The sequence below is a fragment of the Novosphingobium sp. genome, assembly GCF_039595395.1.
GTDB lineage: Bacteria > Pseudomonadota > Alphaproteobacteria > Sphingomonadales > Sphingomonadaceae > Novosphingobium.
On record NZ_JBCNLP010000001.1, the window covers coordinates 2,955,520 to 2,977,607 of the forward strand.

Below are 22,088 nucleotides of genomic sequence, written 5' to 3' on the forward strand. Positions count from 1 at the left end.
CCAGATTTGTGACAGTGCGGACCGAAAGGTCGGTTTGGGGACGGAACCAGCCCGCCCCGCGCATCAGGCGCCGACCTTAAGCATCGACTCTGGCCGCCGCCGCCAGAATGATCCCCGAGAATTTTTCCGTGGTCAGGCTGGCGCCGCCCACCAGCGCGCCGCCCACATCCTCGACCGCCAGCAGTTCGGCGGCATTCTCCGCCGTGACCGAGCCGCCATAGAGGATGCGAACCCCCTCGCCTTCCGCGCCATAGGCCTCCATCAGCGCGCGGCGGATGGCGCGGTGCATCGCGCCCACTTCGCTCACCGTGGGTATGCGGCCCGTGCCGATGGCCCAGACCGGCTCGTAACCGACCACAAGCTGCTGCGCCGCGCCTTCGACCCGAGGCAGCGATCCTTGCAACTGTTCGATCACCGTCGCCTCGGCCTGCCCGGCCAGGCGCTTGTCCTCATTCTCGCCCACGCAGACCAGCGCCTGCATGCCCGCGGCCAGCACCGCCTCGGCCTTGGCGCGGACCAGCGAATCATCCTCGCCCTGCTGCCAGCGCCTTTCGGAATGGCCGACGATGGCGAAATGCGCCCCGGAATCGGCCAGCATCGCGGCCGACACCTCCCCGGTAAAAGCCCCGCTGCCATTGCTGTGCGCGTTTTGCGCCCCCACCCCGATATGCGACACCTCCAGAGCCATGGCGTGAAGCAGCGTCGCGGGCGGGGCCAGAGCGATCTCGACAGAAGGGTAACGCTGCGCCAGCCGGTCGATCGCCCGTGCCTCGGCCAGCGCGCCACGCAGGCCGTTCATCTTCCAGTTTCCGACGATATACGGCCTGAGCGCCATGAAGCTTCATTCCCTATATTTGAGGCATCGCGGCTGCGATGCCGTGACCCGCGGCAGACCGGCAAAAGGCTCGACACACAGTGGAGCGCCTTATCGGTCCCTGCCGCAAAATTGACTGTGTGTCCGGTGCGATAGCATCGATCTTTATCTTTGCATAGGTATGCGGAAACGATATTCACCACCCATGTTCCATCACGGGACCTGTGGCGCAGGCCATTGCGGGAACGCACAAGGCACTCTAAAGCCCCGATCCGTATGTTCGCGCCTCTGTGCCCGCGTGCCCTTTGCCGGGCCTGCGCCGGGCCACGGGGCGGCGGGCGGTTGGATTAAGGTTGGCCGATGCTTCAGTTCTTTCGCAACATCTTCAAATCCTCCTTGGGTGTGGGCATCGCCATCGCCTTTCTGGTGCTGATCGTGGGCGGTTTTGCCGCCAGCGACGTGGCCAGCAATCTGGTGAGCGGCGGCGGATCGGGCGACACCATCGCCAAGGTCGGCTCGACCACCATCACCAGCACCCAGTTGGTGAAGCAGGCCCAGCAGGCGGTGGAAATCGCCCGCCAGGACAACCCCAAGGTGTCGATGCGCGATTTTCTGGCGCAGAACGGCCTGACGCAGGTGATCGACCAGATGGTCGACCGCACCGCCATCACCGTCTTTGGCGAAAAGAACGGCATCGTGGCCGGCAAGCTGCTGGTTGACAGCGAACTGGCCAAGATCCCCTCGTTGCAGGGCCCCGACGGCAAGTTTGCCGAGGCCAGCTATCGCCAGATGCTCGCCCAGCGCAATCTGACCGACAAGGATGTGCGTGAGGATATCGCGCAGGGCCTGGTCGCCCGCCAGTTGCTCACCCCGGCCCAGCTGGGCGCGGTGACGCCGACCGATGCCGCGCTGCGCTATGCCACGCTGCTCAAAGACCATCGCAGCGGCTTTGTCGCGGCACTGCCCTCGCAGGCCTTTGCTCCGGCCAATACCCCCGGCGATGCCGAAGTGTCGAGCTGGTACAACAGCCACAAGCTGTTCTTCAATCAGCCCGAGCACCGCGTGATTCGCTATGCCGTCTTCGATGACAGCGTGGCCAAGAACGTTGCCGCGCCCACCGATGCCGAGATCGCCCAGCGCTACAACACCGACAAGGCGCAGTATCAGGCCAGCGAGACCCGCAAGATCAGCCAGTTGATCCTGCCCACCGAAGCGGCCGCCAAGGCGCTCTCCGCCGAACTGGCCAAGGGCACCGCGATGGAAGCCGCCGCCAAGGCGCGCGGACTTTCGGTGGCCTCGGTCGGCCCGGTGGACAAGGCGACGCTTGCCGCCCAGACCTCGCAGGCTGTCGCCGATGCCGCCTTTGCCGCGCCCAAGGGCGTGCTGCCCGCGCCGGTGAAGGGCCTGCTGGGCTATGGCGTGGTGCGCGTCGACGAGATCATCGTGAAGCCCGCCCGCACGCTCGATCAGGCCAAGGGCGAGATCGCCGCGGCCCTGCTGGCCGACAAGCGCAAGGCCGCACTGGCCAGCGTGACCTCGAAGATCGACGACAGCTTCTCCAAGGGCGGCGCGCTCAGCGATGCGGCCAAGGAGCTGGGCGTCAATCTGGTTGCCACCCCGGCGCTCAACGCCGATGGCAGCGTCTTTGGCAACACCGCGCAGAAGGCTCCGCCCGAGCTGGCCAAGGCCGTTCAGGCCGCCTTCGCCATGGAGCGCGAGCATGCGCCCCAGCTCGCCGAGCTGGAGCCGGGCAAGAAGTTCCTGATGTTCGATGTCGACAGCATCGTGCAGGCCGCCCCGCTGCCGCTCGACCGCGTGAAGCCCGCCGTGGTCGCCGCGATCCAGATGGAAAAGGGCGCCCAGGCCGCCAAGAATGCCGCGCTGCGCGTGCTCGACAAGATGAAGCACGGCGGCGAGCTGGGTGCCACTGTGGCCGGGCTGAGCGTCAAGCTGCCGCCGGTGCAGTCGCTCTCGCTGGGTCGTGAGCAGCTTCGCGCCCAGCAGGGCCAGTTGCCGCCCGCCATGGGCCTGTTCTTCTCGATGGCCAAGGGCAGCACCAAGCTGCTGCCGCTGCCGGGCGGACGTGGCTGGCTGGTGGTTCAGCTCAAGGACATCACCACCACGCCGGTCGACGCCAAGGACCCGCTGGTGGCCGATGCCAAGCGCGAACTGGCCAGCCTGCAGGGCCGTGAATATGGCGATGCCCTGCGCCGCGCGATGCGCGCCGATGTCGGCGCCACCCGCAACGATGCCGCCATCGGCGCCGTTGCCAAGCAACTGGCCGGCGGCAACTAAGCACCGGCCTCCTTACCCTCGCAACTCAAGAAAATGGAACCATGACCCAGATCAGCACCACCGCCCGCCCCGACAACCAGGAGGCAGCCCTTGCCGCCCTGCGCGAAGGCAAGCCGGCGCTGGTCTGGCGTCGCGTCATTGCCGACAGCGAGACGCCGGTGGGCGCAGGCGCCAAGCTGATCGAGAGCGGTCGCGGCGATTTCCTGCTCGAATCGGTGCAGGGCGGCGAGGTGCGGGCGCGTTACAGCCTGCTCGGCCTCGATCCCGATCTGGTGTTTCGCGCTGTGGGCAAGACGGCGGAAATCAACCGCATCTGGCAGCATGACCGCGCGGCCTTCGAGCCGCTGGCCAAGGACCCGCTGACCGAGCTGCGCGCTCTGGTGGCGGCCTGCCATATCGATGTGCCTGCGGCCCTGCCCCCGGCGCTGGCCTGTCTGGTCGGCTATTTCGGTTACGAGACCTTTGGTCTGGTCGAGAACCTGCCCCGCCCGGCGCAGAGCGATCTCGACCTGCCCGATATGCTCTTCGTGCGCCCGCGCCTCATTCTGGTCTTCGACCGGCTGAGCGACGAGCTTTTCGTCATCGCGCCGATCTGGCCGTCGGCCACCGCGCCCGACCGCGCGCTGGACGCCGCGCAGGATCGCATCGACGAGGCGCTGCGCCGTCTGGCCGGGCCGACCCCTGACACCACTCACGCCGCCGATCTGCCCGAGCCGCAGCTCACCCCGGTGATGCAGCCGGGCCGTTATGGCGAGATGGTCAAGACCGCCAAGGAGTATATCTCGGCGGGCGATATCTTTCAGGTGGTGCTGGCGCAGCGCTTCACCGCGCCCTTCACCTTGCCGCCTTTCGCGCTTTACCGCTCGCTGCGCCGGGTCAATCCCTCGCCCTTCCTATATTTCCTCGATCTGCCCGGCTTTGCCGTGGTGGGCTCCAGCCCGGAAATTCTGGTGCGTGTGCGCGCCGGGGAAGTGACGATCCGCCCCATCGCGGGCACCCGTCCGCGCGGCAAGACGCCCGAGGAAGACAAGGCCAATGAGCTGAGCCTGCTGGCCGACCCCAAGGAACGCGCCGAACATCTGATGCTGCTCGATCTGGGGCGCAACGATGTGGGCCGGGTGGCGGCGCGAGGCTCAGTGAAGGTCACCGAAAGCTACACCATCGAGCGTTACAGCCATGTGATGCACATCGTCTCGAACGTGGTGGGCGAGCTGGATACGGCCAAGCATGACGCCATCGATGCGGTCTTCGCAGGGTTTCCGGCAGGCACGGTCAGCGGGGCGCCCAAGGTGCGCGCCTGCCAGATCATCGCCGAGCTGGAAGGCGAGACGCGCGGCGCTTACGCGGGCGGCGTCGGCTATTTCGGGCCCGACGGCAATCTGGATAGCTGCATCGTGCTGCGCACCGCCGTGGTGAAGGATGGCATGATGCATGTGCAGGCCGGTGCGGGCATCGTCGCCGACAGCGATCCGGCCAGCGAACAGCGCGAATGCGAGCACAAGGCAGGCGCTCTGTTTGCCGCCGCGCGTGAAGCCGTGCGCGTGGCAAGCGAAGCCGGTTTCGGGCAATGAGCGACAGTCTGGCCGACAGCCATTCCTTCACCATCGTCAACGATGAGAAGGACTGGCTCTCGGCAAGCTGGCTGCTGACGCGGCATCAGTGGTTATGGAAGCGGCTGCTGGTCGTTTGCGGGCTGATATGGGTGCTTTTTGTCGCCGCCTATACTGTCCCGGATGGGCTGCAGTATGGTTGGCATCGCGCGTGGCTTTGGGCTGGCCTGATATGGGGTAGCAAAGTCGCTTTGGGCGTCATTCCCTTCTACGCAGCGCTTGCCTGCATCCTGATGCATGTCAGGGTGCGCAAGTTGTTCCGTGCCACAACCAAGCTGGCCAGAAGCACGCGGTTCGAGTTTGACGCTCAAGGCATCCGCTCTGCCAACGCACACGCCACCACCAATCTGGACTGGCTCCTGTTCGAGCGATGGCTTGAGAATGATCGCATCCTGCTGCTGGTTCTGATGCCGCGCAGCTATTCCATTATTCCCAAGTCGCAAGTGGCTCCCCATATCATCGACGCGCTGAGGTCGGCCCTGATCGCCGCCCGCGTCCCCCATCGCTAGGTTTTTCGTCATGATCCTCGTTATCGACAATTACGACAGCTTTACCTTCAACCTCGTCCACTACCTGCTGGAGCTGGGCGCAGAGGTCGAAGTGGTGCGCAATGATGCGCTCTCCGCCGGGCAGGCGATTTCCTCGGGCGCTCAGGGCTTTCTGATCTCGCCCGGCCCCTGCACGCCCAATGAGGCGGGGATCAGCCTCGATCTGGTCGGCGCCGCTGCGGATGCGGGCAAGCCCTTGCTGGGCGTATGCCTGGGCCATCAGGCGATCGGGCAGTATTTCGGCGGCAAGGTGGTGCGCGGCGGGCTGATGCATGGCAAGACCAGCCCCGTCACCCATGACGACACCGGCGTGTTCGCTGGCCTGCCCTCGCCCTTTACCGCCACGCGCTATCACTCGCTGATCGTCGAGGACATTCCCGAGACGCTCAAGGTCAACGCCCGCAGCGATGACGGCCATGTGATGGGCTTCCGCCATGCCAGCCTGCCGATCCACGGCGTGCAGTTCCACCCCGAGAGCATCGCGACGGAACACGGCCACGCCATGCTGGCCAATTTCCTGCGCAGCGCCGGGATGAGCGTGACCATGCCCGAAACCATCACCCCGATCCGCGCGGCATGAGCACCCTCTCGCAGGGCACCCTGCCCCCCGTTTCGCTCACGCCCTTCGCTCAGGATGAGGCCGAGGCGATCTTCGGCGCCATCCTCGACGGCAAGAGCCATGCCGAGGCCATCACCACCTTCCTCTCGGACCTGTCCGACCGGGGCGAAACCGCCAGCGAGATCGCAGGCGCCGCTCTGGCCATGCGCGCCCGTATGATCCCGGTGGAGAGCCCCGAGGGCGCCATCGACGTCTGCGGCACGGGCGGGGACGGGCATCATACGCTCAACGTCTCGACCGCCGTGTCGCTGGTGGTCGCGGCCTGCGGCGTGCCGGTGGCCAAGCATGGCAACCGCGCGGCCAGCTCCAAGGCGGGCGCCGCCGATACGCTGGAGGCTTTGGGCCTGAACCTCGCCAACGCCGGGGAACGCGCCGCCGAAACGCTTCAGGACATCGGCATCGCCTTCCTCTTCGCGCAGACGCATCACCCCAAGCTCGGCCCCATCGCGCCGATCCGCAAGGCGCTGGGCAAGCGCAGCATCTTCAACCTGATGGGCCCGCTGGCCAATCCGGCCCATGTGCAGCGCCAGTTGGTGGGCATCGCCCGCCCCGCCTATGTGCCGATCTATGCCGAGGCGTTCGAGGCGCTGGGCACGCAGCGCAGCTTTATCGTCTCGGGCGATGAGGGGCTGGACGAACTCTCGCTGGCGGGCGGCAATGAATGCGCCGAGGTGCAGGGTCGCACCATCGCCATGCATCGCGTGTCGGCGGCGGATGTGGGCCTGCCCGTGCATCCGGTCACTGCGCTGCGCGGCGGCGATGCGGCCTACAATGCTGACGCCCTGCGCCGCCTGTTGATGGGCGAGGAAGGCCCCTATCGCGATGCCGTGCTGTTCAACGCCTCTGCCGCGCTGCGCGTGGCGGGCGAGGTGGAAAGCTGGCGCGAAGGCGTCGAGGAAGCCGCCGAGGTGATCGACAAAGGTCTGGCCAAGGCACTGCTCGACTGCTGGATCGATGCGGTCCGATGAGCGATACAATGATCAAGATGGATACGACGATGACCGACAAGCTGACCGAAATCTGCGCCACCAAGGCCGAGGAAGTTGCGCTGCGCAAACCGCTGGCCAGCCTGTCGGACCTTGATGCCCGCGCCGCGCTGCAGACCGCTCCGCGCGGTTTCGAAGCCGCCCTGCGCGCCAAGGCCGCCGATGGCTTCGCGCTGATCGCGGAGATCAAGAAGGCCAGCCCCTCCAAGGGCCGGATCCGTGCTGATTTCGATCCGCCCGCCCATGCCCGCGCCTATCAGGCCGGGGGCGCGGCCTGCCTCTCGATCCTGACCGACGCGCCCTATTTCCAGGGCCATGAGGATTTCCTGATCGCCGCCCGCGCCGCCTGCACCCTGCCGGTGATCCGCAAGGATTTCATGATCGACCCCTGGCAGGTGGCCGAGGCGCGCTCCATCGGCGCCGATGCCATCCTCATCATCGTCGCCGCGCTGGAAGACGCCCAGATGGCCGAGATCGAGGCCGCCGCGCTGGAACGCGGCATGGATGTGCTGGTCGAAGTCCACAATGAGGCCGAGATGGAGCGCGCCGCGCGCCTCACCTCGCGCCTGATCGGCGTGAACAACCGTGACCTCAAGCGCTTCAAGACCGACATCGCCACCACCGAGCGCCTCGCCCCGCTGGCGCCCGAAGGCACGCTGCTCGTGGCCGAGAGCGGCATCAACAGCCATGCCGATCTGGTCCGCCTCTCGGCCTGCAACGCCCGCACCTTCCTGGTCGGCGAGAGCCTGATGCGTCAGAGCGATGTCGAGGCCGCCACCCGCCAACTGCTGACCGGCGCCTGACCATGGCCGATCTCACCCATCTCGACGCTCAGGGCCATGCCCGCATGGTCGATGTGGGCGGCAAGGCGGAAACCAGACGCCTCGCCATCGCGGAAGGCCGCATCCTGATGGGCCCGGAAGCGCTGGAGGCGATCCGCGACGGCGCGATCCCCAAAGGCGATGTGCTGGCCGCCGCCCGCATCGCCGGGATCATGGCCGCCAAGAAGGTCGGCGATCTGATCCCGCTGTGCCATCCGCTGCCTTTGGATGCCGTCAGCGTGGACTTCGCCTTTGAAGATGACGCCTTGCGCTGCACCGCCAGCGCCAGCCTGACGGGCAAGACCGGCGTAGAGATGGAGGCGCTGACCGCCGTCTCGGTCGCCCTGCTGACGGTCTATGACATGGCCAAGGCCGTGGACAAGGCGATGGGAATCACCGGCATCCGCCTGATCGAGAAACACGGCGGCAAATCGGGCTCATGGTACGCGCCGGGCAGGCAGGCCTGATGCCGCCCCTCCCATTGGCCGAGGCGCAGCAAAAGCTGCTGGCCACCATCACGCCGCTGCCGATTGAAACCCTGCCCATCGAACAGGCTGCCGGGCGCTGGCTGGCGGAACCTCTGACGGCGCAGCGTACCCAGCCCGCCGCCGATCTCTCCGCGATGGACGGCTACGCTCTGCGTGCCGAGGATCTGCCCGGCCCATGGCGCGTGGCCGGCGAAAGCGCGGCGGGCCACCCATGGCCTCACCCCGTCCAGCCCGGTGAGGCAATCCGCATCGCCACCGGCGCCCTGATGCCCCAGAGCGCCGACGCCATGGTGCTTCAGGAAGATGTGACCCGCAATGGCGACCACCTGATCCTGACCGGCGATGCGCCCAATCCTCCCGGTCGCCATATCCGTCGCGCGGGGCTGGATTTCTCGCAGGGCGCGCCCTTGCTGCCCGCCGGAACCCGCCTCGGCCCGGCGCAGATCGCGCTGGCCATCTCGGGCGGTCATGGCAGCGTGGCCGTGCGCCGCCTGCCCCGCGTCACCATCATCGACAGCGGCGACGAGTTGGTGCCGCCCGGCGCGCGCGTGCTGCCGCATCAGATCCCCGCCAGCAATGGCGCGATGCTGGCCGCGATGGTCGGCGCTCTGGGCGCCGAGGTGACGCGCATCGGTCCTGTGCGAGACGATCTTTCCGCACTGGTCGCCGCTCTGGACGCCGCTGGCGAGGCCGATCTCATCGTCACCTCGGGCGGCGCTTCGGTGGGGGATCACGACCTGATCCGCCCGGCCCTGGAAGCATGGGGCGCGCAGCTCGCTTTCTGGCGCGTGGCGATGCGCCCAGGCAAACCCTTGATGCATGCGCAGCGCGGCGGGCTCCATGTGCTGGGCCTGCCGGGCAATCCGGTCTCGGGGCTGGTCTGCGGGCAGCTTTTCCTGCTGCCGATGCTGCGCGCGATGATGGGCGCGAGCGATGTTCTGCCCCGCAAGGTCAGCGCCCGGCTGACAGCCCCCGTGCCCGCAGGCGGCAAGCGGCAGGAGTTTCTGCGCGGGGCCTGGGATGGCGAAGAGGTCACCCCCAACCCCATGCGCGACAGCAGCGCTCTGGCGGCGATGGCGGCGAGCAATTGCCTGATCGACCGCCCGATCAATGCCGAAGCCGCCGAAACGGGCGCAATTGTGGGAATTTATCTGCTGGACACGCATTCCCTCGCTTGACGGCTGAAAAATTGTTGCATAAATGTTCCTTGTTCGTTCGAGAACGGAACGGCAGGAAGGACATCCGCATGCTCACCCGCAAGCAGCACGAATTGCTCCGCTTTATCCAGGTCCGGCTGGAGGAAGATGGCGTGTCCCCCTCTTTCGAGGAAATGAAGGAAGCGCTCGACCTCAAGTCGAAATCGGGCGTTCATCGGCTGATTTCCGCGCTGGAGGAACGTGGCTTTATCCGCCGCCTGCCCAACCGCGCCCGCGCGCTCGAAGTGCTGCGCCAGCCTGAGGATGTGACCGGTGGCCAGCGCGGCGTTGCTGCGGCTGCCCCGCGTGCCACCCCCGCCCCCGCTGCGCCGCTGGCCCGCCCCGCCGCACTGTCTCCGGCACCGGTGGCGGCGCCCCGCCCCGCCAATGACGTGATCGAGATCCCGCTGCACGGCCGTATCGCCGCCGGTGTGCCGATCGAGGCGCTGGAAGGGCAATCGACCTTGCCGGTGCCTGCTGCCCTGCTGGGCGCGGGCGACCATTATGCGCTTGAGGTGTCTGGCGATTCGATGGTCGAGGCCGGCATTTTCGACGGCGATCTGGCGCTGATCCGCCGCACCGAAATCGCCCGCGATGGCGAAATCGTGGTGGCGCTGGTGCGCGGCGAGGAAGCGACGCTGAAGTATCTGCGCCGCGATGGCGGGATGATCCGCCTCGATCCCGCCAATGCGACCTATCAGCCGCAATATTACCGCCCCGGCGAGGTGCAGGTGCAGGGCAAGCTGGCCGGACTGCTGCGCCGCTATCATTGATGGGCAGGGTTGGGAGAGGCTTTTCCAACCCTGGACATGGTTTGATCGGGGCTGGGAGGAGATCGGTTTTGATCTGGCCTCGGATCGGCTCTTGATGCGAACCGCGCTTCATCGGGAGCATGCTCCCATAAGGCGGAGCCCAACCTCAGACCACTCCTGCCAAACCCACGCTCAGGGGCTGTTCTCCTCCTCGCGCGGCAGACGATGCGGCGCGCGCCACCATGGATGGGCGCCCATCGATTGGGCCACGGTGGTCACGCTTAAATGCTCCAGATCCAGTGCCAGTCCGCCACTCCGCAGCAACGCGGCGCGATCGGCCTTGATCAATCTGGGGCGGCACGCGCCATAGAGCTTCTCCGGCGCGACAACGATATCGGCCTGAGCGCAGGCCTGCTCCCATGGCACGGGCTCCGCGTCTCCCTTGCCGCGCGCAATCAGCAGACGCCAGCGCCGCCCGCCCCGGTCGAGATCGAGAGCACAAAAGCCTTCCGAACAACGCGCGCCCTGCCATGTCGCCAGCGGCGTCACCGGGCCTGACAGCCCTGCGGACTCCAGCATCGCCTCGCCAGTGCGGCCACCTTGCCCATCGCGCAGGATCACCAGCGCGCGGCCCGCAATGCCGGTGATGCCGACGTTCCTGCCATCACCGGAGATCAGCACATCGGGCGGCTGCAGCCATGTCAGCGAGACAATCGCCACCAGCGCAGGCACCAGCCCCCACAGCCTCACCCGCCCATGCCACAGCGCCAGCCACAGCATGCCGCCGACAAACAGCCCATAGCGCCATGCGTCCATCGCGGGCATCACCGTCACCGAGGCGGGCCGCTCCGCCGTCCAGCGCGCGATGGCCAGCAGCAGGTCCAGCGATTGCCCGCAAACCCACCACGCAGGCGCCCCCGCCCCCACCAGATCCAGCGCCAGCCCCAAAGCAATCGCGGGCATCGACACAAAGGTGGTCAGCGGAATAGCCACCAGATTGGCCATCGAGCCATAGACCCCGGCACGGTGGAAATAGAACAGCGCCACCGGCATCAGCGCCAGATCAATCACCATGCCCGCCAGCAGGATCATCGCCAGATGGCGCGCCAAGCGCTGCCACCAGCCCTCCTCACGCGGGGCCAGAAAGGCGCGGACCGGCGCGCAATCATGCAGCACCACCAGCGCCAGCACCGAACCGAAGCTCATCTGGAAGCTGGGGCCGATCACCGCCTCGGGCCACAGCAGCATGGTGCAGATCGCCGCCACCGCCAGCAAGCGCACCGTGAAAGGCTGCCGCCCCAGCGCCAGCGCCGCCAGCACCAGCAAGGCCCCCAGCACCGACCGCACCGTGGGCACCTGAGCCCCCGTCAGCAGCGTGTAGAAAATCCCTGCCGCCCCGCCAAAAGCGCTGGCCAGCAGCGGCAGGCGCACCCTCAAGGCCAGCCACGGAAGCAGCGCCAGCAGCCGGATCGCCAGCACATAAACTCCGGCGATCACCGCGCTGACATGCAGCCCGCTCACCGACAGCAGGTGAGTCAGCCCCGAATCGCGCATCGCCTGCTCGTCGGAGGCCGGGATGCCGCCCCGGTCTCCGCTGGCAAAGGCGGCCGCGATGCCTCCCGCCGGTCCGGCCACGCGCGAACGCACGTGATCGGCCAGCGCATGGCGCATGCGGGCCAGCCATGAGTCGCCGGGCGCGGGCGATATCACTTTCACCGGACCGAGTACTGTCCCGGTGGCGGCCACACCATCGAACCATGCCGCGCGGGCCGCGTCATAGCCGCCGGGCAGCATGGGCGCGGCGGGCGGCATCAGCCTTGCTCGCAGTTGCACCACGGCGCCTTCGGTCAGCCCCGGCTGGTCGCGCCCTTCAGGCATGGAGAGTCGCGCCAGAATGGGCCGCCCGCTGCCCGGCTCGGCAAAGGCCAGTTCAAGGCGCAGGCGGTGCTCGGCGGGCTGGGCATAGCGGTCCATCACGCGGGCGGTGATGCGCGGGGTCATCGGCTGGACGATGGCAGGCGTACCGACCATGGCGGATTTCGCCCAGATCAGGCCGCACCCCGCCGCCACGGCCAGCCCCATGCTCATCAGGGCGGCACGCAGATGGCCCAGCGAAACCCCCTGCAACAGCGCCGCAAGCCCTGCCCCCCCCTATACCAAAGGCCAGCACACCATACCAAAGCCAGGCATTGGCAAGCACGAACCACAGGCCTATGCCTCCGCCCAACCCCACGGCCAGCCATGGAAGGCGGTCCGGTCCGGCCTCGTTCAGAAAGTGTTCAAGCCGCAAGGCAGTGCTGGACAAGATCGCGCCGCTGGTCCTATGGCCGTGTTGCAATGCAGCGCCCGCATCGCGCCATAAGCGCGGGGCGCCAGAACGTAGCCCGATGGTGATGCCCGAGCGGCTGGCCATAGGGGGGTAGAGTGACAGGAAGGATGAGTGAATGGCAAGTGTTGGCGTGAACGGTGATGGCTCGGCCACGGATGGCCAGATCATCGCGCGCCCTGTTGTCACCCGTTTCGCGCCCTCTCCCACCGGCTATCTGCATATCGGCGGGGCGCGCACGGCCCTTTTCAACTGGCTTTACGCGCGTGCCAATGGGGGAAAATACCTCTTGCGCATCGAGGATACCGACCGCGCCCGCTCGACCGAGCCCGCGATCGAGGCGATCTTCGATGGTCTGAACTGGCTGGGCCTGGGCGGCGATGAGGCCCCCGTCTTCCAGTTCGCGCGTTCCGATCGTCATGCGCAGGTTGCCGCGCGGCTGCTCGATTCGGGCCATGCCTATCGCTGCTATCTGACGCAGGAAGAGCTGGCCGCCCGCCGCGAGGCTGCCGCTGCCGAGAAGCGTCCTTTCCGCGTCGTCTCCGAATGGCGCGATGCCTCGCCGGACCAGTGGCCCGAGGGCAAGTCCTATGTGGTGCGTGTCAAGGCTCCCCGCGACGGCGAGGTGACCATCTCCGACCGCGTGCAGGGCGACGTCACCGTCGCCAATGCCGAGCTGGACGATTTCGTTATCCTGCGCTCGGACGGCACGCCGACCTATATGCTGGCCGTGGTGGTGGACGACCATGACATGGGCGTGACCCATGTGATCCGCGGCGACGACCACCTGAACAACGCCTTCCGCCAGTTGGTCATCATCCGCGCGATGCAGACAATCGAGGGCGGCTGGGAAGACCCGGTCTACGCCCATATCCCGCTGATCCACGGCTCGGACGGCGCCAAGCTGTCGAAGCGTCATGGTGCGCTGGGCGTGGACGCCTATCGCGACGAGATGGGTCTGCTGCCGGAAGCCGTGTTCAACTATCTGCTGCGTCTGGGCTGGGGCCATGGCGATGAGGAAATCATCAGCCGTGAGCAGGCCATCGCGTGGTTCGACATCGTCAACGTCAACAAGGGTGCCTCGCGCTTCGACATGAAGAAGCTGGAGAACCTCAACGGCCATTACATCCGTGAGGCTGACGACGCGCGCCTCGCCGCGCTGGTCGCCCCGAAGGTGACCGCCGAGACGGTGGACATGGATCTGCTCACCCGCGCCATGCCGGTGCTCAAGGTGCGCGCCAAGGATCTGAACGAGCTGGCGCAGGGCGCCGGTTTCCTCTTCGCCCAGCGCCCGCTGCCCCTCGACGCCAAGGCCGAAAGCCTGCTGACCGAGGATGCCCGCGCGCTGCTGGCCCAGATCCACACGGCTTTCGCGGACGAGGCCGAATGGGCCATCGAACCGCTGGAGGCCCGCCTGAAGGCGATGGCCGCCGACCTCACCCTGGGGCTTGGCAAGCTGGCTCAGCCGCTGCGCGCGGCGCTGACGGGCCAGGGCACCTCGCCCGGTATTTTCGACGTATTGGTTCTGCTCGGTCGTGACGAAAGCCTGGCCCGCATTGCGGCACAGGCAAGCAGCGTCACGGCAGGGCACAGTTAAGGAGAACTGTTGTGGCTGATCTCGCCAAAATCAATCTTGGCGGCACGGAAGTTGATGCTCCTGTGCTGAAGGGCACCGTTGGGCCGGATGTGATCGACATCCGCAAGCTCTACGGCCAGACCGGCGCCTTCACCTACGATCCGGGTTTCACCTCGACGGCAAGCTGCGAAAGCGCGCTGACCTACATCGACGGCGACGAAGGCGTGCTGCTGCATCGCGGCTATCCCATCGGCCAGCTTGCGGAAAACAGCTCCTTCATGGAGACCTGCTATCTGCTTCTCAATGGCGAGCTGCCCAACAAGGATGAACTGGCCGGGTTCAACCACACGATCAGCCGCCACACCATGGTGCATGAGCAGCTTTCCAGCTTCTTCAGCGGCTTCCGTCGCGACGCTCACCCGATGGCGGTGATGGTCGGCGTGATGGGCGCGCTGTCGGCCTTCTATCCCGACTCGACCGACATCGCCGACCCCGAGCAGCGCAAGATCAGCGCCCACCGCCTGATCGCCAAGGTGCCCACCATCGCGGCGATGGCCTACAAGTACTCGATCGGCCAGCCCTTCGTGTACCCCGACAACAAGCTGTCCTACGCCGGCAACTTCCTGAAGATGACCTTCGGCGTCCCCGCCGAGGAGTATGAAGTCGTCCCCGCCGTCGAAAAGGCGATGGACCGCATCTTCATCCTGCACGCCGACCACGAGCAGAACGCCTCGACGTCGACCGTCCGTCTGGCCGGTTCATCGGGCGCCAACCCCTTCGCCTGCATCGCGGCCGGCATCGCCTGCCTGTGGGGCCCCGCTCACGGCGGCGCCAATGAAGCGGCGCTCAACATGCTGCGCGAGATCGGCACGCCCGACCGCATCAACCACTACATCGACCGCGCCAAGGACAAGAACGATCCGTTCCGTCTGATGGGCTTCGGTCACCGCGTGTATAAGAACTACGACCCGCGCGCGACCGTGATGCAGAAGACCGTGCGCGAAGTGTTCGACGCGCTCAAGGTCAACGATCCGCTGTTCGAGACCGCCCTGCGCCTGGAAGAGATCGCCCTTTCCGATCCGTATTTCGCGGAAAAGAAGCTGTTCCCCAATGTGGACTTCTACTCGGGCATCATCCTCTCGGCCATCGGCTTCCCCACCACCATGTTCACCGTGCTCTTCGCCCTGGCGCGCACCGTGGGCTGGGTCGCACAGTGGAACGAAATGATCTCCGATCCAGGCCAGCGCATCGGCCGCCCGCGTCAGCTCTACACCGGCCCGACGCAGCGCGATTACGTGGACATCAGCAAGCGCTGATTTCTGCGATTACGCTGAAGATGAAGGCGCGAGGGGGAAACCTCTCGCGCTTTTGTTTTGTTTGGAGAGAAGATGCCTCCGGCGGGCAAAGGGCCATCGCCCTTTGCAATCCCTTTATTTGGTGCAGAGCCCCACATCGCCGCGCCGCAGGCAGAGGATTTGATGCCTGCGGCGCCTTAGGTCGCGCTGATGGAGAGTTTGGGCGCTTGGTTTCGGCGCCATTGCCCTATCGTCGGGAGACGTTCCGGGAGCGCGAGGGGGTAACCCCCTCGCATCTTACTTTCCTGAAACCCCTTACTTCCCCGCCGGAACATCCAGCAGAAAACAGGCCCCCTCGCCCTTCACGCTGACGACGGACAGTTCCCCGCCCATCGCGCGCGCCAAGCGACGCGAGATGTAGAGCCCCAACCCGGACCCACCGTCCCCGCTGCGTCCAAGCCGCTCGAACTTCTCGAACACGCGCGGCTGGTCCTCGGGCGACAGGCCCGGCCCCTGATCGGCGATCGCGACGCGGGCAAAGCCTTCATCGCGCGACAGGTCGACGATAATCGTCGAATTTTCAGGGCTGTAGCGGATGGCGTTGCCAACAAGGTTGAGCAGGATCTGCAGCACGCGGCGGAACTCTGCCACGGCGGGCAGCGACACATCCAGAGCCGGCGCGCTGATGGTGATGCCCTTTTCCCGCGCGCGCATCGAGAGGATACCGGCGGCGCGCCGCGCGGCATCGGCCAGATCGATGGCATCGGCGATGGTCGAAAAGTTCTCGGCCTCGATCACATCGAGGTCGGCGAGGTCATCAACCAGCCCCATCAAATGCTGCCCCGCCGCCGCGATATCGGCGGCATAGCGGGTGTAATCCTCGGACAGCGGCCCGGCGAGGCGGGTGCGGATCGTCTCCGCATTGGCGATGACGCGGGCGATGGGCTGGCGCAGCACGGGGGCCAGATCGCTGCCGACCACGGCGCGCTCGACAGGCAGCACCGCAGCGGGGGCCGGGCGCGGCGCGGGCGCTGGCGTGTCGGAGGTGAGGCAGAGGTCGAAACCGCCGGGCTCGGCGCCGCGCCCGGCCGGTCCGTTCAGGCCGATGGGGATCAGCGTGGCACGCCAGCGGCGCGAGGAACCGGGCAAATCCACCCCCGCGCCGTCGAGCAGGCGCCAGTGCAGCGGTTGGCGATGGTTGCTGCCGGGGATGGTCACCACATCGGTCCACGGGTGGCCGGTGCCCGCGCGCAGCCGGGCGGCGGCCTCGGCCAGATCGCCGCCGTCGCAGGTGACGGTCAGCACATTCTGGCGCGCGTCGAGGCGCACGGTCATTTCGGCCAGCGCGCGGTCGATCTCGGCGCGGCGGCGCGAGGCGAGATCGGCGTTTTCGGCGGGCAAGGGAGAGCTTTGCCAGTGGCGCAGCACGATGTCGCAGCCTTCGCCGTGATTTGGGCCGGGCCGGGGCATCACCTCGACCCAGGCGTGGATCACATCATGCCCGTCCTGAGCGGTGATGGCGCGCGCCAGCTTCAGCCCGAAGCGGCGCGCCTTGGCGACCACCTCGCGCAGTTCGGGCACGGCGATGGGGCCGGGCAGCAGGCCGCCGCAGCGCAATTGCAGCCCGGCAAGCGGCTCATCGGCGCTGGTGAGGTGATCCTGCGCATCGCTGCGCGCACGGGCGAGGACGCCTTCGGACATGTCCATGGTCTAGCTCTTCCCGCCCGATGGGTGCAACAGCGTGGCGGCACGCTCGGGGGTGATGCGGCTCAGGCCCTCGGGGGGCGTGGCGCCGGGATGGAGGGCCAGCAGAGTGGCCTCGACATGGGCGCTGCTGACGCCGCCGGCCTTGAGCCCCAGCACCAGCCGCGCCTTGTGACGCGAGAGCAGCGAGAGCAACGCCTGCCCGCGATCCTGCCCGCTGACATGGGCCAGAGCGCTGGCAAAGATCGCCACGCCAGCATGCGGCAGATCGAGCGCGGCCACCACGCCGGGCCCCATCACGCCGATCAGCCGGGCGAGCAGGCCCAGCCTTGTGGCGCCCTCGTCGTAATCGGCGCGCAGGGCGGCGATGCGCTCGGGCGCGGCGGCATCGACCGACAGGGCGCCGTGGAGCAGTTCGGCGGGCCATTCGCCCAGCGGCCATTGCATGCGGCGCTGCTGCTGCACGAAGCGCGCCTGCGCGGCCAGCACCTGCATCGCCAGAGCGGCGGTCTCGCCATCATCGGAGGCGATCAGCGCCTGAAGCAGCGGGGAGAGCACGGGATCGAAGCCCTGTACCGACTGCAGGCGCCGAGTCACATGGGTTTCAAGCGCCAGAGCATGGGCCAGCGGCACCAGCCCCGGCACATCGACCAGCGCGGCGGTCAGCTCGGGATGATCGCCTTCGTCCTGATCGCTCAATTGGCTCGCGGCATGGCCGATCATCCCGCGCAGCGAGGCCAGCACATCGTCGGCCATAAATTCGCGGTCATCATGCACCAGCAGATGGCGCAGCACCGGCGCGACGCCCGCCGTCACGCCGTCTCCACGCGCCAGATCGGCGCGCAGAGCGGCCTCGACGCGATCTTCAGTGTCTGTTGGCTCCGGCCGCATGGATCGGGCGTAGCGCAACGAGGTTAAAGTGTTGTTAGCTGTGACAGACGATGCACGGCATGAAGCGCCAGCCCCAGATAGAGCAGCCCCAGCCCCAGAATCGCCCCATCCAGCCATCCCGCCAGCGACGACAGCCCCAGCACCAGCGCCAGCAACGCCCGGTCGGCCACCCAGGCCACCCGCTCGGGCGGCATCACCGAGGTGCCCAGACGCAACAGCCCCAGCAGCATCACCGGGGCAAAGGCGCGATAGACCAGCCCCTGCCCCATATGCGGGCTCTCGTTCCACAGCATCAACAGCGCCAGCGTCAGGTCCAGAACCCCGCTGTAGACGCGCATCGGCGCCACGCGCGGCCGGGCCAGACGCAACGAGCGCCGCTCCACCCGCCCGAACAGCGAGGCGGAAAGAAACAGCACCCAGCCAGCACCCGCCAGCGCGCAACCCGTGGTCGTCAGGCCGAACCAGCCCGTCACCAGCGCGAGGCCGCACAACACCAGCGCCGCCAAGGCGACCACCGTGCCACCGCTGCCCGCATGCAGCAGCGCCGGGCCGATCAGGCGCACGCCGCGCCGCGCGATCCGTCCGGAGGGCCCCAGAACGCCCTCGTCATGGGTGTGGAGACGGAACCAGCCTTCCTCCACCTCATGCGCCTGATCGTCATTGCGCACGAGCTGCCAGCGCCCCGGCTCAAGCGCCAGATCGGGCAGCACGCGCTGCTGCACACCCGATTGCAGCGCCACACGCTGCAGGATGGAAAAGGGATCGGCGTCGGAAGGCACATCGGCGAGACGCTCGATCATCCGCCCCGGCACGCGCAGGGCCCCGGCGGCGGCATGGTTGAGGTCGAGCCGCTCGAAACCGGCGGCCAGCCCGCGCTCGATGGGTTGGGACAGCACGCAGGCGCCATCCTCGATCAGCGGCAGCATCAGCTCGGGCCAGACCAGCAGCCCCTCGGCAAAGGCAATGACATCGTCAGCCACCGAGACCAGCCCCAGCATGCCGCGCACGCCGGGCACGGCGTGGAAAGCGGCGCCCGCATCCTCGGCCGCCTGACGCAGCACGGGCATCTCGGGCTCATGGGGGGTGGTGACGCAGATGATGCGCTCACAGCCCAACCCCAGCGCCAACCCCAGTTGGTGACGCGCCAGCGACAGGCCACCCACACGCAGGGCGCCCACGGTGGACGCGGGCTGGTCACCTTGCGGGGCGCCAGTCGGTTCAACCAATGATAGCAGGGCGATACGCAGCCGGGCTCTCCGTCAAAAGGTCCCGGAAGGGAATGGAAGCTGTGTAAAGGAGGGCGACCAGACTGCCAAGCGGATTGCTGACACCGCATGGCCGAGGCGCGTTTCAGGCCGCGGCGAAATCCTCGGCAAAGGCTTGCAGCTTGCGGATCACCACCGGCTCACCCGGCGCCGAATGCAGCGCCTCATCGGCCAGGGAGATCAGCGGCCAGGCCTGAAAGCTGGAGCCCAGACCATGCAGACGCAGCGCGGCGATTTCCCAATTGGCATCGCAGCGGGCACGGCGCAGCAGGTCGATCTGGCGCGTCAGACTGTCCAGAAATGCGGTGCGCAATTCCAGAAAAAGCGCCTGATCATCACCGGCGGCGGCGGCGATTGTCGCGTCGAGAGCTCCTGCTTCATAGACCATGACGGGATTCGTTACAGCCTAAGGGTGAAGACCGGTTTAACAGAACGGCTTTCGTGCTATCGTCGCCGGATGGCATCGAGACATGACAGCGCGGCCGCTTCGGCGGAAGGCGGGGCAGCTTTGGGGGATCAGCAGGTCAGCACCGGGGAGGAGGCGCGCGAAGCCGCCCATCTCGCCGCGCTGGACGAAGACCCTTACCCGCCGCTGCCCTCCGCGCTGGGGGCATGGCAGGATGAGGCGGACAGTGATTCGCTCCCTGCCCCGCGCCGCGCCGTGCTGCCGGCGCTGGCGCTGGCCGCGCTGGTCGTGTGGACCGGCGCTTTCATCTGGATCAACCGGGGCGAGGCCAATCTGCTGCCCACCACCGCGGTGATGCTGATCGCCTTGTGGAGCGGCCCCGCCGTGCTGCTGGCGATGCTGGCCTATGCGCTGCATATGGGCGGCACGCGCTCGGCGCTGCGGATGGGCGATGCGGCGCGCGCGCTGCGCGGCGAGAGTGTGGCGCTGGAAGAGCGGCTTATCGCGATGAACCGCGAGCTGAGCCTGGCCCGCGACTTTATCGCCGCCCAGTCGCGCGATCTCGATTCGCTGGGCCGCCAGACGATCGAGCGCCTGTCGCAGCATGGCGACCATCTGGCCGGGCTGGTGCGCGACAATGCCAGCGGGCTGCAGGCCATCGGCACCGTCAGCGATGCCGCGCTCGCCAATATGGAGCGCCTGCGCGAGCATCTGCCGGTCATCAGCAATTCGACCAAGGATCTGGCCAACAACATCGCCAACACCGGGCGCGTGGCTCAGGCGCATCTGCAGGATATGGTGTTCGGCCTCAACCGCCTGAACGATTTCGGGCTGGCGAGCGAGCGGCAGGTGCTCTCGCTGCGCGAGAACATCGACCAGACCCTGCGCGAGCTGGAGAAGCGCGTCGATGAGCTGCACGGCTCGGTGGCGGGCCGGTTCGAGGCGCTGGATCAGCGTTCACAGGGCTTCGCCATGGATCTGGAGAAGCATGAGGAAGAGGCGCGCGACACGCTACGCCGCCGCTCCGCCACGCTGAATGAGGAAATCGCCGCCACCCGCGTCCAGTTGGACGATGAGGAGGCGCAGAGCATCACCTCGCTGCGCGCCCGCCTGTCGGGCCTGCGCGACGAGACCGCCACGGTGGCCCGCGCGCTGCGCGAGAGCGAGGCCAGCGCGCTGACCGAATGGCAGGGCGTGATCGAGCGTATCGAAGGCCAGCTCCGCGATATGGACGGCCAGATCGAGAAGCGCACCCGCGATCAGATGACTCAGGCGCAGGCGCTGGGCGAGACCGCCCGCGTCGCCACGGCGCGTTATGAGGCGCTGGATGCGCGGCTGACGGTGATCGGCGAAGGCAGCCGCACCTCGATCGACACGATGAGCGAGCGGATGGATGCCATGGAGCGCCGTCTGGTCGAGGCCGACCGCAGCGTCGGAGCCTTGACCGAGGCCAGTGTGCGCCTGCTGGAGCTGGTGCAGGCCAGCGCGCGCTATACGTCGCAGGAGCTGCCGGCCTCGCTGGGGCAAAGCGAATCGCGTCTGGCCGATTACGGTGGCCGTGTGGCTGCGCTGACCGAGAATATGGCCAGGGCGCGCGCTTCGGGCGAGGCGCTGGCCGAGCATGTCACCAGCGCCGAGGGTCGCATCGCCAATGCCACCCATGCTCTGGGCACGCTGCATGACGGGCTGGATGACCGCGTCGCCGCCCATGGCGAGGCTTTGGCGGCCTTGCGCGCCGCGCTGGTGGTGATGGAGCGTGACAGCGAGAAGCTGGGCGCGCGCGCTCAGGATGAGCTGGCGACGGCGATCCATGCGCTGGGCGACGCCCTGCGCCAGACGATCAGCGCCATCGAGGAAGAGGGCGCCGAGCGCGTCGCCACGCTGGCCAGCAAGCTGGGCGCCGACAGCGCCGCACTGATCGAGCGCGCCATGCGCAACCAGAGCGCGGAAATCGCGGGGCAGCTTGAACAATCCGCTTCTCACGCCGCCGGTCTGGCCAAGGAGGCCGCCGCACAGTTGAAGGTGCAGATGGGTCAGGTCGACGAGCTGGCGGGCCGGTTGGAGCGCCGCGTCAACGATGCCCGCGCCCGCGCCGAGGAGCAGGTGGACAATGACTTCGCCCGCCGCGTGGCGAGCATCACCGAAACGCTGAACTCCAGCGCCATCGACATCGCCAAGGCGCTGGACACCGAAGTCGGCGAGACCGCCTGGGCCGCCTATCTGCGCGGCGAGCGGGGCATTTTCACCCGCCGCGCGGTACGGTTGCTCGACAATGCCGAGGCCAAATCGGTGCTGGCGACCTATGAGAACGACCCGCATTTCGCGGTCGAGGTCAACCGCTATATCCATGATTTCGAGGGGCTGCTGCGCCAGTTGCTGTCCACGCGCGATGGCCATGCGCTGGGGGTGACGCTGTTGTCCTCGGATGTGGGCAAGCTGTATGTGGCGCTGGCTCAGGCGATTGAGCGGCTGCGGAATTAAGATCGGGGGCTGGCC

General features: G+C 67.4%; 18 protein-coding genes. 12 read left to right on the top strand and 6 right to left on the bottom strand.

Features of this window, described 5'->3' with window-relative positions:
- Positions 1-76: 76 nt before the first annotated feature.
- Entirely contained in the window at positions 77-835 is a 759-nt protein-coding gene (tpiA, locus tag ABDW49_RS13690; RefSeq protein ID WP_343612582.1) for a triose-phosphate isomerase, read from the bottom strand.
- A gap of 339 nt (positions 836-1,174) precedes the next feature.
- On the opposite strand from tpiA, the gene ABDW49_RS13695 reads away from it, so the two are divergent.
- The 9 genes from ABDW49_RS13695 to lexA all read left to right on the top strand — a co-directional run bounded on the left by ABDW49_RS13695 (position 1,175) and on the right by lexA (position 10,150).
- A complete protein-coding gene (locus ABDW49_RS13695; RefSeq protein WP_343612583.1) occupies positions 1,175-3,109 on the top strand; it encodes a SurA N-terminal domain-containing protein in 1,935 nt (644 codons plus the stop codon).
- A gap of 41 nt (positions 3,110-3,150) precedes the next feature.
- Positions 3,151-4,680, top strand: coding sequence for an anthranilate synthase component I (gene trpE / locus ABDW49_RS13700; protein WP_343612584.1), 1,530 nt, complete (start codon positions 3,151-3,153; stop codon positions 4,678-4,680).
- Positions 4,677-5,228: a YcxB family protein gene (locus tag ABDW49_RS13705; RefSeq protein ID WP_343612585.1), complete on the top strand. Its 552-nt coding sequence runs from the start codon at positions 4,677-4,679 to the stop codon at positions 5,226-5,228. The genes trpE and ABDW49_RS13705 overlap by 4 nt, the downstream gene beginning before the upstream one ends.
- Positions 5,229-5,238: 10 nt before the next feature.
- Positions 5,239-5,847 carry an aminodeoxychorismate/anthranilate synthase component II gene (locus ABDW49_RS13710; RefSeq protein ID WP_343612586.1) on the top strand — a complete coding sequence of 203 codons (609 nt, stop codon included), beginning with the start codon at positions 5,239-5,241 and terminating at the stop codon, positions 5,845-5,847.
- Positions 5,844-6,854: an anthranilate phosphoribosyltransferase gene (gene trpD / locus ABDW49_RS13715; RefSeq protein WP_343612587.1), complete on the top strand. Its 1,011-nt coding sequence runs from the start codon at positions 5,844-5,846 to the stop codon at positions 6,852-6,854. Before ABDW49_RS13710 ends, trpD begins: the two co-directional genes overlap by 4 nt.
- Positions 6,855-6,883: 29 nt before the next feature.
- Entirely contained in the window at positions 6,884-7,675 is a 792-nt protein-coding gene (trpC, locus tag ABDW49_RS13720) for an indole-3-glycerol phosphate synthase TrpC (RefSeq protein WP_343614292.1), read from the top strand.
- Positions 7,676-7,677: 2 nt separating this feature from the next.
- The gene (gene moaC, locus ABDW49_RS13725; protein ID WP_343612588.1) at positions 7,678-8,160 is read left to right on the top strand and encodes a cyclic pyranopterin monophosphate synthase MoaC; all 483 of its coding nucleotides are present in this window, start codon (positions 7,678-7,680) and stop codon (positions 8,158-8,160) included.
- A complete protein-coding gene (gene glp / locus ABDW49_RS13730) occupies positions 8,160-9,359 on the top strand; it encodes a gephyrin-like molybdotransferase Glp (RefSeq protein ID WP_343612589.1) in 1,200 nt (399 codons plus the stop codon). The genes moaC and glp overlap by 1 nt, the downstream gene beginning before the upstream one ends.
- Before the next feature lie 68 nt (positions 9,360-9,427).
- Positions 9,428-10,150 carry a transcriptional repressor LexA gene (lexA, locus tag ABDW49_RS13735; protein WP_343612590.1) on the top strand — a complete coding sequence of 241 codons (723 nt, stop codon included), beginning with the start codon at positions 9,428-9,430 and terminating at the stop codon, positions 10,148-10,150.
- Between the two features lie 171 nt (positions 10,151-10,321).
- On the opposite strand, the gene ABDW49_RS13740 is transcribed toward lexA, so the two are convergent.
- Entirely contained in the window at positions 10,322-12,256 is a 1,935-nt protein-coding gene (locus ABDW49_RS13740; RefSeq protein WP_343612591.1) for a ComEC/Rec2 family competence protein, read from the bottom strand.
- 317 nt (positions 12,257-12,573) lie between these two features.
- On the opposite strand from ABDW49_RS13740, the gene gltX reads away from it, so the two are divergent.
- Positions 12,574-14,052, top strand: a complete 1,479-nt coding sequence (gltX, locus tag ABDW49_RS13745) for a glutamate--tRNA ligase (RefSeq protein ID WP_343612592.1) — start codon at positions 12,574-12,576, stop codon at positions 14,050-14,052.
- 11 nt (positions 14,053-14,063) lie between these two features.
- Complete coding sequence (gene gltA / locus ABDW49_RS13750; RefSeq protein ID WP_343612593.1) at positions 14,064-15,347, top strand: citrate synthase; 1,284 nt, start codon at positions 14,064-14,066, stop codon at positions 15,345-15,347.
- A gap of 294 nt (positions 15,348-15,641) precedes the next feature.
- Here the strand turns inward: gltA and ABDW49_RS13755 are convergent, their stop codons facing one another.
- The 4 genes from ABDW49_RS13755 to ABDW49_RS13770 all read right to left on the bottom strand — a co-directional run bounded on the left by ABDW49_RS13755 (position 15,642) and on the right by ABDW49_RS13770 (position 19,574).
- A complete protein-coding gene (locus ABDW49_RS13755) occupies positions 15,642-17,033 on the bottom strand; it encodes a HAMP domain-containing sensor histidine kinase (protein WP_343612594.1) in 1,392 nt (463 codons plus the stop codon).
- 3 nt (positions 17,034-17,036) lie between these two features.
- On the bottom strand, positions 17,037-17,921 hold the full coding sequence (locus ABDW49_RS13760) for a hypothetical protein (protein WP_343612595.1): 885 nt from the start codon (positions 17,919-17,921) through the stop codon (positions 17,037-17,039).
- Between the two features lie 23 nt (positions 17,922-17,944).
- A complete protein-coding gene (locus ABDW49_RS13765; RefSeq protein WP_343612596.1) occupies positions 17,945-19,147 on the bottom strand; it encodes a hypothetical protein in 1,203 nt (400 codons plus the stop codon).
- Between the two features lie 124 nt (positions 19,148-19,271).
- Positions 19,272-19,574: an Hpt domain-containing protein gene (locus tag ABDW49_RS13770; protein ID WP_343612597.1), complete on the bottom strand. Its 303-nt coding sequence runs from the start codon at positions 19,572-19,574 to the stop codon at positions 19,272-19,274.
- 69 nt (positions 19,575-19,643) lie between these two features.
- Here ABDW49_RS13770 and ABDW49_RS13775 point away from each other — a divergent pair, with 69 nt between their 5' ends.
- Positions 19,644-22,073, top strand: coding sequence for an ATPase (locus ABDW49_RS13775; protein ID WP_343612598.1), 2,430 nt, complete (start codon positions 19,644-19,646; stop codon positions 22,071-22,073).
- The last annotated feature ends 15 nt before the right edge of the window (positions 22,074-22,088 follow it).